At 69.6% G+C, this 11643-nt stretch carries 14 protein-coding genes; all 14 read right to left on the bottom strand.

The window, feature by feature from the left end; all coding sequences use genetic code 11:
- Positions 1-415: 415 nt before the first annotated feature.
- The gene (gene ccsB / locus ABTZ89_RS27385; protein ID WP_270950805.1) at positions 416-1417 is read right to left on the bottom strand and encodes a c-type cytochrome biogenesis protein CcsB; all 1002 of its coding nucleotides are present in this window, start codon (positions 1415-1417) and stop codon (positions 416-418) included.
- Positions 1417-3039: a cytochrome c biogenesis protein ResB gene (resB, locus tag ABTZ89_RS27380; RefSeq protein ID WP_270950803.1), complete on the bottom strand. Its 1623-nt coding sequence runs from the start codon at positions 3037-3039 to the stop codon at positions 1417-1419. Before resB ends, ccsB begins: the two co-directional genes overlap by 1 nt.
- Positions 3039-3821: a cytochrome c biogenesis CcdA family protein gene (locus ABTZ89_RS27375; RefSeq protein ID WP_270950801.1), complete on the bottom strand. Its 783-nt coding sequence runs from the start codon at positions 3819-3821 to the stop codon at positions 3039-3041. Before ABTZ89_RS27375 ends, resB begins: the two co-directional genes overlap by 1 nt.
- A 316-nt stretch (positions 3822-4137) precedes the next feature.
- A complete protein-coding gene (locus tag ABTZ89_RS27370; protein WP_270950799.1) occupies positions 4138-4728 on the bottom strand; it encodes a TlpA family protein disulfide reductase in 591 nt (196 codons plus the stop codon).
- Positions 4725-5330, bottom strand: a complete 606-nt coding sequence (locus tag ABTZ89_RS27365) for a histidine phosphatase family protein (protein ID WP_270950797.1) — start codon at positions 5328-5330, stop codon at positions 4725-4727. The genes ABTZ89_RS27370 and ABTZ89_RS27365 overlap by 4 nt, the downstream gene beginning before the upstream one ends.
- Positions 5331-5482: 152 nt before the next feature.
- On the bottom strand, positions 5483-6769 hold the full coding sequence (gene hemL / locus ABTZ89_RS27360) for a glutamate-1-semialdehyde 2,1-aminomutase (protein ID WP_408641888.1): 1287 nt from the start codon (positions 6767-6769) through the stop codon (positions 5483-5485).
- A 108-nt stretch (positions 6770-6877) separates the two neighbouring features.
- Positions 6878-7216, bottom strand: a complete 339-nt coding sequence (locus tag ABTZ89_RS27355; RefSeq protein ID WP_270950793.1) for a hypothetical protein — start codon at positions 7214-7216, stop codon at positions 6878-6880.
- A gap of 154 nt (positions 7217-7370) precedes the next feature.
- The gene (gene mce1N / locus ABTZ89_RS27350; protein ID WP_351049876.1) at positions 7371-7805 is read right to left on the bottom strand and encodes a transport-regulating membrane protein Mce1N; all 435 of its coding nucleotides are present in this window, start codon (positions 7803-7805) and stop codon (positions 7371-7373) included.
- On the bottom strand, positions 7802-8218 hold the full coding sequence (locus ABTZ89_RS27345) for a hypothetical protein (protein ID WP_351049873.1): 417 nt from the start codon (positions 8216-8218) through the stop codon (positions 7802-7804). The genes mce1N and ABTZ89_RS27345 overlap by 4 nt, the downstream gene beginning before the upstream one ends.
- The gene (locus tag ABTZ89_RS27340; RefSeq protein WP_351049870.1) at positions 8218-8922 is read right to left on the bottom strand and encodes a hypothetical protein; all 705 of its coding nucleotides are present in this window, start codon (positions 8920-8922) and stop codon (positions 8218-8220) included. The genes ABTZ89_RS27345 and ABTZ89_RS27340 overlap by 1 nt, the downstream gene beginning before the upstream one ends.
- 51 nt (positions 8923-8973) lie before the next feature.
- The gene (locus tag ABTZ89_RS27335) at positions 8974-9135 is read right to left on the bottom strand and encodes a hypothetical protein (protein WP_351049867.1); all 162 of its coding nucleotides are present in this window, start codon (positions 9133-9135) and stop codon (positions 8974-8976) included.
- Between the two features lie 194 nt (positions 9136-9329).
- Positions 9330-9812 (bottom strand): hypothetical protein, encoded by a 483-nt coding sequence (locus ABTZ89_RS27330; protein WP_270950785.1) that lies wholly within the window; start codon positions 9810-9812, stop codon positions 9330-9332.
- Between the two features lie 39 nt (positions 9813-9851).
- The gene (locus tag ABTZ89_RS27325; protein WP_351049863.1) at positions 9852-10424 is read right to left on the bottom strand and encodes a hypothetical protein; all 573 of its coding nucleotides are present in this window, start codon (positions 10422-10424) and stop codon (positions 9852-9854) included.
- The gene (gene hemB, locus ABTZ89_RS27320; RefSeq protein WP_351049860.1) at positions 10421-11404 is read right to left on the bottom strand and encodes a porphobilinogen synthase; all 984 of its coding nucleotides are present in this window, start codon (positions 11402-11404) and stop codon (positions 10421-10423) included. Before hemB ends, ABTZ89_RS27325 begins: the two co-directional genes overlap by 4 nt.
- Between the last annotated feature and the right edge of the window lie 239 nt (positions 11405-11643).

The following is an 11643-nucleotide window of genomic DNA, read 5'->3' as shown; positions in this document are numbered from 1 at the left end:
CGGGGGTCGACGTACGACGGAGTCGGGTGCGCCGGCCGGGTTGCCGGCTCGACGTACTGGCCGTCGGGCGCGGCCGGTGCCGCCCCCGAGCTGCCGGACTCGACGTCCGCGCCGTCGGGCTGCGCCGCGGTGGTCCCCGCGTTCCGCTGCGCTTCGGGCTCTTCGTACTGTCCGGTCACCGTTGCCGTCCCTCCCACGATCGAGCCGGGCCCTGCCGGACCGAATCGAGAACTCCCCGTCTCCGCAAGGCACGGTAGTCGCAGAGCTACCCGCAAGTCACCGGGGGTCGGCGCTCGCTTCCCCCGGTTCTCGGCCCCAGCAGGGCGTGAACTGCGCAGGTGGCGGGCTGTTCACGCCGGAGTCCACTGCGCGCGGCGGACTTCCCTCGACGCCCCGGTGGGCGCCGATCATCCGCTCACAGTCCAGCGTACGAGTGAAGACCGGCGACAACGATGTTGATGAAGAACAGGTTGAAGATCATGACCGCGAGACCCAGGATGTTGATCCACGCGGCGCGCACCCCGCGCCAGCCCGCGGTGGCGCGGGCGTGCAGGTACGCGGCGTAGACGACCCAGGCGACGAAGGAGCAGGTCTCCTTGGGGTCCCAGCCCCAGAACCGGCCCCAGGCCGCTTCCGCCCAGATCGCGCCCGCGACGATGGCGAACGTCCACACCGGGAAGATGATCACGGTGGCCCGGTAGGCGACGCGGTCCAGCGCCTGGCTGGTGGGCAGCCGGGAACCGATCTTCGTCATCTTCAGCGGGTTGTTCTCGTACCGGCAGCGCAGCAGGTAGAGCACGCTGGCCACACCGCCGAACACGAAGACACCGCTGGAGACGATCGCCGCCGCGACGTGGATCACGATCCAGTAGGACTGCAGCGCCGGGATCAGCGGTGCCGCCTGCGCGTAAAGCACCGTGCCGGACAGGAAGAGCAGCAGCACCACCGGCAGCATCAGGAATCCGCCGAGCCCGCGCAGCTGCGACGAGGTCGTGTCGCGACGAGCGGTGCGCGTCTGCCGGAACAGCACGACCAACCAGGCCAGCACGGAAGCGAGGCAGATCGCCGAGCCGAACTCGTACATGTTGCCCCACGGCACCCGGCCCGTGGCCAGACCGCGCAGCAGCAAGGAGGAGAAGTGCACCACCGCGCCGAGCGACGTCATGGCGACGGCCATGCCGCCGAGCCGCTCGGAGAACGGCCGCTTCTCCGGGGCCGGCACGTGCCCGACCACCGGTGTCGAGCCGGAATCCCCGCTGCCGGCACCGACCAGGGCCGATTCGCGCTTGCGCTCGACCGCCCCGACCCGTCCCCGGGAGAACTCCGCGAAGTACAGCAGCATCGCGAGGATGTAGACCACCACCGAGGTGGCGTAGGCCATGTCGCTGTAGGTCGACAGCGTCTCGTTGACCGGCATCAGCTCTTCCTTTCGCGCGCGGGGCCAGCGACCGCGCGGGATTTCGGCGAGTGGTCGACATCCGTGCCGAGGAGGTCAGCGGCGAGCCTGGTGAACTCCTCGCCGTACCCGGCTTGATCGGTGCGGGCGAGTCCACCGACTTCGACAACGGTACGTCCGGAACCGGATCCGTCCGGGTCCGGGTGCGGCACGGCGCGGACCCACACCCGACGCCGCTTGATCATCAGCGAGGTGCTGATGCCGAAGATGATCAGAACGGAGAACAGCAGCACCCACGACTGGAACGGGTCGTGCGACACCTGCAGGTTGGCCCAGCGCTCGACGCCGTCGAAGCGGACCGAGGTGCCGTCGTCGAGGCGGACCTCCTCGCCGACGTGCAGGTTCTGGCGGGCCACCCGCTGGAGCCTGCCCTGGTCCACCATGGACTGGTCCACGCCGAAGATCGACTGACCGCGGCCGGCGTCGAGTCCGAGGTCGCCGCGCAGCACGTCGACGGCCACGGCCGGGTCCTTCAGGTCCGGGAAGCTGGAGCTGAGGATGGCGCCGTCGAAGGACGCGGTGGGCGCGAACAGGCCGGTCACGGCGAGCTGCTTCTGGCGCCGCTGCGCGTCGTCGACCACGCCGGGCGGGTCGAACTTGGTCGCACCCTGGGAGAGCATCGTCTGCGGAACGGCCGGCTGCCACTGGATGACGCCGGTGCGCTTCTGCCCGTCCGGGAAGGTGACGGTGAAGCGCGGCGCGTAGCCGTTGCCGGTCAGGTAGATGCGGTCGCCCACGATGCGCAGCGGGTGGTTGACCTGCAGCAAGTACGGCTGCCACTTGTTGGCGGCCAGGTCGTCGTCGGCCTGGTACTCCATGTCGACCCGGTAGTCGCCGACCTGCCCGTTGGGCTGGTAGTCGATGTCGAAGTCCTTGACGCGCACGCAGAACGGGCTGAGCTGGGTGCCGTCGACGTTGAGACCGGCGCGGAAGGAGTCGTAGTTGTAGGTACCGGAGTTGCAGAACTCGGAGCCGTCGGCCACCACGATGACCTGGCCCTCGTAGCCGTAGAGCTTGCCGCCCGCGACGCCGATCAGCAGGCCCACCAAGGCGAAGTGGAAGACGAGGTTGCCGATCTCGCGCAGGAAACCGCGTTCCGCGCTGATCGACTTCGCGCCGTCGTCCTCGTCCCGCTCGACCATCCGCCACCCGCGCAGCCGGGTGCGGGCCGAGGCCATGACCTCGTCGACCGAGGCGTCGAGGGTGCCCTGCTCGTGGTGCGGCATCCGGGAGAGGTTGCGCGGCGTGCGCACCGGCTTGCTGCGCCACTGCTTGTAGTACTCGTAGCAGCGCGGCAGCAGGCAGCCGATCAGGGAGATGAACAACAGCACGTAGATGGAGGCGAACCAGACGGAGCTGAAGACCTCGAAGGCACCGACCTTGTCCAGGAGCGGCGCGAGCTTCGGGTATTCGGCGAAGTACTTGTCCACTTCGGCCTGGTTCAGCGAGCGCTGCGGGATCAGCGCGCCCGGCAGCGCGGCCAGGGCGAGCAGGAACAGCAGCACCAGCGCGGTGCGCATGGACGTCAACCCGCGCCAGGTGTTGCGCAGGAACGCCAGCGCCGTCTTCAGGGGTCCGCGCATCAGAGGATCGTCTCGTATCCGGCGATCGGGCCACGGAGCAAGGCGATCAAATCTCCCCACAAACCGGTGACGAGCAGCAGGCCGACGACGACCAGCAGCACCCCACCTGCGATCTGGATGACACGTCCGTTCCGGCGCAGCCAGTCCGCGCTGCGCAGCGCCCACCGGGCGCCGAGGGCCAGCAGCACGAACGGCAGTCCCAGGCCCAGGCAGTACGCGGCGATCAGCAGGACGCCGCGGACCACCGTGCCGGTCGAACCGTCGGTGGCGATGGCGATGGAGGTCACCCCGGTCAGGGTCGGCCCGAGGCACGGGGTCCAACCGAGGCCGAACACCGCGCCGAGCAGCGGGGCTCCCCAGATACCGGCGCGCGGTACCCGGTGGATGCGCACATCGCGCTGCAGCGCGGGCACCAGCCCGATGAACACCAGGCCCATCGCGACGGTGACCACACCACCGATGCGCTGCAGCAAGAGCTCGTTGGCCAGGAGCGCATCGGACAGGCCGAGCAGCAGCAGCGTTCCGGAGGCGAAGACGACGGTGAACCCGGCGACGAACAGCAGCGCCGCCCCGGCGACCCGCCAACGGCCGCGCCGCGACCCGTCGACCTCGGCCGCCTCCACGGGCGGGGTTTCAGCTCCGACGACGCCCGCCAGATAGGCCAGGTACCCCGGCACCAGGGGCACCACGCAGGGCGAAGCGAAGCTGATCGTCCCGGCCAGCACCGCGAGAGCCGCCGCGAACAGCAGCGGTCCGGACGCGGCGAGGTCAGTGGGGTTCACACCTCGAGGGTAGGAAAGTCAAGACCACCACGATGCACCGGGCTCGGTGAACCGGACCACATCATCCCTGGTGACAGGCCCGAGCAGGGGCGAAATCGCACCACCAGGGCCATTGGTCCCGCTTTTTCAGGACCCTCCACCCCACCCGAGCAATCCGGGAGACAAGGCTCACACCGCCCGCAGTTTCAATTGAAACTGCAAAACCGCACGGCGATTTGGGCATGCATGGAGTCGGGCACCCGGAGTCCAGGCGAGCACTGAGGTCCCGCCACCCGCACCGCAACGCGGTACAAGGGTGGAAAACCGCAATGCCGGGTCAGGGCTTCTCGGCTGCGACCTTCTGGACCTCGGGGAGCAGTTCGCTCTCCAGCATCTCCGTCAGGAAGACCGCCGCGACGCGGTGCTGGCGGTCGAGGACGATCGTCGCCGGAACGGTGCTGCGCGGGAACTGGCGCAGCGCGAGCAGCGAGCGGCCCGACGGGTCGAAGATCGACGGGTAGGTCAGCCCGCGGTCGCGGTGGAAGTCCGCCGCCGCCGACTGGCTGTCGCGCACGTTGATGCCGAGCACCTGCACGCCCTGGGGGCCGGCCTTGTCCTGCACGGCCTGCAGGTCGTCGGCCTCCGACCGGCACGGCCCGCACCACGAACCCCAGATGTTGAGCACCACGACCTGGCCCTTGAAGTCGTCGATGCCCAGCTGCTTGCCCGGTTCCAGCAGGCTGTCCCCGGACAGCCCGGAAACCCGGCCGCGCTCGTCCGGCGCGTAGAAGATGCGGGTCTGCCCGCCCGGTGAGACGAAGGTGAACTCGCCACCGCTGGCCACCGCGTCTTCGCCCTGGGTCGCGCACCCGGCGACCAGCGCCACCGTCGCAGCGGCCAAGCCCAGGCGTACCAACAGCTTCTTCATGCCCCTGTCACCTTCGGATCAGTAGCCCCGGCGGGCTCCACGTAAGCGATGCGCACGAGCTCCTCGCCGCGGAAGACCAGGCTGGTCAGCGAGGCCAGCGAGCACTGGCGCCGCCGCGGGTCGTGCCACATCGGCTTGCCCTCCAGGAACCGGCGCAGCGTCCAGATCGGCAGCTGGTGCGACACGCACACCGCTTCGTGCCCGGCCGCGGCCGCACGAGCGCGGTGCGCCGCGCCGAGCATGCGGTGCGCGATCTGCAGGTAGGGCTCGCCCCACGACGGGCGCAGCGGGTTCCAGAGCTTCGGCCAGTGCTTCGGCGAGCTCAGCGCACCGTCGCCGACCGACACCTTCAGGCCCTCGAAGCGGTTCTCCGATTCGATGAGCCGCTCGTCGGTGGCCACGTCGGTCTGGAAGGTCGCACCGATCGGCTCGGCGGTCTGCTGCGCCCGCTGCAGGGGCGAGGCGACCACGTGGACGACGTCGCGCCCGGCCAGGAACTCGGCGACCAGCTTCGCCTGCTGCTCACCGCGGTCCGACAGGCGGTAGCCGGGCAGCCGGCCGTAGAGGATCCCCTCCGGGTTGTGCACCTCGCCATGGCGCATGAAGTGCACGACAGTCCGCTGTTCCGCCTCTCCGCGATTCACAGAGGTGGTCGCGTCCAGCTCGATCTCGCGTTTCGCGGTTTCTTGTGGCTGGCTTGCGTCACGTTCCCCTGAGGTGCGGTTGCGCGGGACCGGGTTTGACATGGGGTTGCTCATTCGGTCGCCTCCGGCGCGGTGGCGGCTGCGGCAGCGCGGGCGGCGTGCGGCAGCGCGTCGGCGATCGTCTCGAACGCCGCGTCGTCCATCGCCGCGTTCACGAACCACGACTCGAAAGCGCTCGGCGGGGCGTAGACGCCGCGGTCGAGCAGCTCGTGGAAGAACGGCGGGAACCGCCAGGTCTGCTGGGCCTGCGCCTGCTCGTAGTTGTGCACCGGGTTCTCGCTGAAGAAGACGCTGACCATGTTGGCCGCGTAAGCGATCTGGTGCGGCACGCCCTCCGCGGTCAGCGCCGAGCCGAGCAGGTCGCCCAGCCGCTTGCTGTTGCGGTCCAGCGCCGCGTACGTGTCGGCGTCGGCGGCCCGCAGGTTCGCCAGGCCGGAGGCCACCGCGACGGGGTTCCCGGACAGCGTGCCCGCCTGGTAGACCGGCCCGGACGGGGCGAGGCGCGCCATCACGTCGGAGCGGCCGCCGAAGGCGGCAGCGGGCAGCCCGCCGGACATCACCTTGCCGAAGGTGTAGAGGTCACCGGCCACGCCGTCGATGCCGAACCAGCCCGCGCGGGAAACCCGGAAGCCGGTCATGACCTCGTCCATGATCAGCAGCGCACCGGCGGCGCGGGTGATCTCCCGCAGCCCCTCGTTGAAGCCCGGCAGCGGCGCGACGGTGCCCATGTTGCCCGCCGCGGCCTCGGTGATCACGCAGGCGATCTCGTCGCCCTGCTCGGCGAAGACCTGCCGCAGCGCCTCGAGGTCGTTGTAGGGCAGGACGATCGTGTCGGCGGCCTGCGCGCCGGTGACGCCCGGCGAGGTCGGCAGCCCCAGCGTCGCCACCCCGGACCCGGCGCTGGCCAGCAGCGCGTCGACGTGGCCGTGGTAGCAGCCGGCGAACTTGACGATCTTCTGGCGGCCGGTGAACCCGCGGGCCAGGCGGACGGCGCTCATCGTCGCCTCGGTGCCCGAGTTGACCAGCCGGACCTGCTCGACCGGCTCAACGCGGTCGATGATCTCCTGCGCGAGGTCGATCTCACCGGCGCCGGGGGTGCCGAAGGAGAGGCCGTGCGACGCGGTCTCCTGCACGGCGCGGACCACGTCGGGGTGCGCGTGCCCGTTGATCATCGGGCCCCAGGAGGACACCAGGTCGACGTAGCGGTTGTCGTCGGCGTCCCAGAGGTAGGCGCCTTCGCCGCGAACCATGAACCGGGGCGTGCCGCCGACCGAGTGGAAGGCGCGGACGGGCGAGTTGACGCCGCCCGGCGTCACCGCCTGCGCGCGGTCGAACAGCTGCCGCGACCGCGGAGCCGGATCGTGGTTCGGATTCGATGCGGGGTTCGCAGAAGCTGTCACGCACCCAGTCTGACAGGCGCAGCTCCGTGACCGGTCACACCCCGACTAGCGCGCACGCGCGCGCACGGCCAGCGCCACCTGCCGGATCGCGTCGAGCAGCAGCAAACCGGCCAGGGTCACCGCGGCGACCGCCGCCGCCAGCCAGCTCCCGAGCGACCGGGTGACCACGTCGGTCGCCCCGTCCGGGCCGGGCAGGTAGATCGTCACCGTGCCGTGCTGCCACGCCCACCAACCGGCCACCACCAGCGCCACGGCCACGACCAGCTCGATCCCGGCCACGGCCGCCCGCCAGGGCTGGTTCAACCCGCCCCGCGGCTGGTCGTTCTCGAGGCTCTCGGCGCTGAACTTCGGCCCGTCCGCAGGCCACGGTTCCGGAGTGGTCACGCACAGAAGCGTCTCATGACCCACCGCACACCCGCGCCCACCCGGTGGATCCGCGATCTTCCTGCGCATCGGTACCGGTGGCGGAACCGACCGGACTCAAAATTCCATTGAAATCAGACGTCCGATTTCCATTGAAATCGAGGGACGACCGGGACTACTTCTCGACGAGCCCGGTCAGGGCGGCGGTCAGGGCGCTGGGGTCCTTCGCCCAGGCCAGGACGACTTTGTCGTCGTCGATGCGCAGCGGCACCTCGCCCGTCCCCTTCGGGACCGTCCAGCTCCCGCCGAGCACCCGCGCACCCACCGGCGCACCCACGTCGGTCACCGCCGCGATGCGGCTGACCTCGATCTCCTCGCGGCCCAGCACGAGTTCCGCAGGCGTCAGCCGCACCGAGACCAGGCGACGGCGGCCGTGCACCCACACCGCCGCCGCGACCGCGAACAGCCCGCCGAACAGGCCCCACATCCACGCGTTCAGCGGTCCCGGGGTCAACGCCTCGACGCCGAACCCCAGCAGTGCGAAGGCCGGGCCCCAGAGCACCGGCCACCAGCTGCTACCGCGTTCCGAGTACAGCACTGGCTCGCTCATCGCTCACCCGTCAACCATTCCGTGCTCGGCTGCCGCCACATCAGCACCGCCGCCGTTCCTCCCAGGACGAGCAGGATCGTGTGCACGCTGAACACCGCACCGGATCCCAGCACGAGCACCAGGTGCACCAGCGCGAACGCGGTCAACGCCACTCGCGCCCAGGAATGCCGCTTGAGCACCGCCGCGCCGAACCCGAAGTACGCCGCCGCGAGCACGACGGCGATCCCGGTGTTCGCCACGATCATCTGCTGCGCGCGGGCCGTCGCGTCCGCCGGCACCAGCTGCTGCTGCTCGCCGAGCTGCTGCACGAGCTCGGAACGCCCCGACCACATCAGCCCGGCCTGCAGCAGCAGGAGAAACGCCACCGTCCACCAGAGGACGATGGCGTAGCGAAGCGGTCGCGGTGACTCCATCAGTACGTGCGGCTGTTGGCGTTGAAGAACCAGTTCGACGGCTTCAGGAACACCAGCGTGATGAACGCGGCCATGCTCAGCAGGCCGAGTCCGGCCTGGCTGTAGCTCATCACGAAGTACGACGTGGGCAGCGGGACGTCCGGCATCTCACCGGAGAAGGTCACGTTGCCGCCGCCGATCAGGCTGACGATGGCGTTGACCAGCCAGAGCGAGGCGAAGACGGTGAGCGTGATCCGCGCCCAGTTCCGGCCGGCCCGCATCTTGAAGCCGAACAGGATCCACAGGGCGGTCAGGATCAGGAAGATCACCGTGATGAAGATGAACGTGAACAGCATGATCCCGTTGACGAGCGAGGACATCCCCTCGTTGAACTCGCTCGGCATGTCGGGATCGGTCGCGCCGGCCACCACGTCGTTCAGGTAGCCCTGCAGCAGCATGTAGCTCACCACGGACAGCACCGTCGCCAGCAGCGGCACCACGACGGAGATCCAGAACGCGATCTCCACGGTGATCGGGCGCGGGACCTGGCTCATCTCCTGCTGCGGCACGGGCGGCGCCGAGTAGGGGGCCTGCTGGTACCCGGCCTGCGGGTACTGCTGCTGCTGGTACCCGCCCTGGGGGTACGGCTGCTGCGGGAAACCACCGGAAGGCGTCCCGCCCTGCGGGTAGCCGCCCTGCTGCCATGGATTCTGCGGTGAGGTCACCGGCAAACAGTAGAAACCCGGCTCGTGCGCTGTCCACTTGGTTCGGCCAAATCACCGACCCGTCATCGCTTTGAAATAGGCGTTGGCCGGGGCACCCAGCGCCAGAATCAGGAAAACGATCGGTGTGACCAGGGACAACAGCATTTCCAGGTACCCGGGGATCAACAGCGGATCGCTGAACGCGCTGCCGAAGTCACCGCCGAAGCTCAGCACGAAAACCACGATCGCGCAGAGGCCGTAGAACGACGAGCACCACCACGGCGATCCGCGCGGAATTGCGACCCTTCCGCATTTTCGCCGAGAACACGACCGCAGCACCGCGCAGGATGCGGAACCGACCATCGATCAGGACCGGGATCACCGGGTTGGTCAGGTGCTCGAGGATCTGCTGCGAGTAGTCGAGGACGTCAACCGCGGCGCGCGAGCTGGAAGTACTGGTTCGACAGCGGCACGTAGGCGAACACGAGCGTCGCACCCACGGCCAGCACCTGCAGCAGCGCCAGCAGAGCCGTCGCGGCGCCACCGACCGATCCGCCGGTCAGCGACGGCGCGGTCAGCACGATCCAGCCCGCGCCGACCGCCGTGATCACCACTCGCGCCCAGTTCCGGCCCTTGCGCATGAGGAACAGGAACACGATCCACAGCGCCGCGATCACCGCGACGATCGCGGTCGCCAGCACCAGCATCCCGGCGTAGACGGAGCGGGCCTGGTCCGGGCTGAGCTGCTGCCCCTGCGCTGCGGCCGCCTCCACCACCAGCTTCAAGTCGGCGTCCGAGACGAGCAGGAACGACGTGGCGAGGATGGCGAAGCCCACCACCACGCTGGCTATGCCGGCCCAGAACGCGCCGTCGACCGTGCTCGGCCGCGGGTTCGTCCCCTGCGACGTCATCAGCCCAGGTTAAGAACCCGCGGCGGAAGCGACAATTCGTCAGCGCGCGACGCGGCCCTGCCGCAGGCGCGGCCCCATCTCGCGGATGAACCGGTTGCCGTCCGGCCGGTACATGAACACGATCGCGGCCGCTTCGACGACCGCCACCAGCGCTGTGAACACCACGTCGACCCGGGTGATGGTGACCGGGGTGATCTCGTTGATCAGCGCGATGCCGAACACCGCGACGCCCAGCAGCGTGATCAGCGCGTTGAACACCCCGAACCCGCCGAACACGGTGAGCACGACCCGCGACCAGTTCCGGCCTTCCAGCATCCGCCGGGTGAGCATCAGGTACACCATCAGGACCAGCGCCTTGAGCAGGAACGCGAACATGATCATGCTGTTGGCCGCGGCGTCGAGCTCCATCTGCCCCATGTTCGGGTCCAACGCGCGCAGCTCCTCGATCAGCCGCGACCGGTCGAGGAGCTGGATGAACGCCTGCACGACGCCGATCAGCACCGAACCGATCCACAGCCACCGCGCCACCAGAAGCGACTGCGGTGCCTGCGGCGGTCCCGGTTCCGGCACCGGACGGCCGAACGCGTCCACTCGCTGCCCCAGGTCCGTCATGCTCGAGCGTCCCGCAGCCACTGCGCGGCCTCGGCCGCCCAGTAGGTGAGGACGATGTCCGCGCCCGCGCGCCGGATCGAGGTCAGCGACTCCAGCACGGTCCGCTTCCGGTCCAGCCAGCCGTTGGCCACCGCAGCCTCGATCATCGAGTACTCGCCGGACACCTGGTAGGCGGCCACCGGCACGTCGGCCACGCCCGCGACGTCGCGCAGCACGTCCAGGTAGGACATGGCCGGCTTGACCATCACCATGTCGGCGCCCTCGGCCAGGTCCAGGTCGACCTCGCGCAGCGCTTCGCGGCCGTTGGCCGGGTCCTGCTGGTAGGTGTTGCGGTCGCCCTGCAGCTGCGAGTCGACGGCGTCCCGGAACGGCCCGAAGAACGCCGAGGCGTACTTCGCCGAGTAGGCCAGGATCGAGGTGTCGACGTAACCGGTCGCATCCAGCGAGTCCCGGATGACACCGATCTGGCCGTCCATCATGCCGCTGGGGCCCACCACGTGCGCCCCGGACTGGGCCTGCACCACGGCCATCTCGCCGTAGATCTGCAGCGTGCGGTCGTTGTCGACGGTGCCGTCCTCGTCCAGCACACCGCAGTGGCCGTGGTCGGTGAACTCGTCCAGGCACAGGTCGGCCATCAGCACGGTGTCGTCGCCGAGCTCGGCGCGCAGGTCGCGCAGCGCGACGTTGAGGATGCCGTCCGGGTCGACCGCCCCGGAGCCCATCGCGTCCCGCTCGGCGGGCACGCCGAAGAGCATCAGCCCACCGACTCCGGCGCTGACCGCGTCGACAGCGGCCTTGCGCAGCGATTCGCGGGTGTGCTGCACGACGCCCGGCATAGACGAGATCGGCACGGGCTGGTCGACGCCCTCGCGCACGAACATCGGCAGCACCAGGTGCCGCGGCTCCACGGAGGTCTCGGAAACGAGTCGGCGCAGTGCCGGGTTGCGGCGAAGCCGACGCGGACGGTGCGAGGGATACATGAAAACGGCTCCCCAAACAGGCTCGACGGGGTGACACCCCGAGCGTAGCCACCCCGACGAACCGGACTCCCAAGGGCTCAGCCCGAGTCGTCCGGCGACCGGATCAGTCGGGATTCAGCGGAGAGTCAACGACGATCAGCAGTGTCGAATACCCGCACTACTCTCCACCGCCACGAGCTGGGAGAACGCCGAAGGGGGGCGGAGCACCGGGGGGGGGGCGCCCCGAGGGTGGAGAGGGG

Origin of the sequence: Saccharopolyspora sp. NPDC002686 (assembly GCF_040295745.1) — a bacterium.
GTDB classification, from domain to species: Bacteria; Actinomycetota; Actinomycetes; order Mycobacteriales; family Pseudonocardiaceae; genus Saccharopolyspora; species Saccharopolyspora oryzae.
The sequence above is the reverse complement of the archived record's forward strand: the minus strand, read 5'-3'. Positions and strand labels throughout refer to the sequence as shown.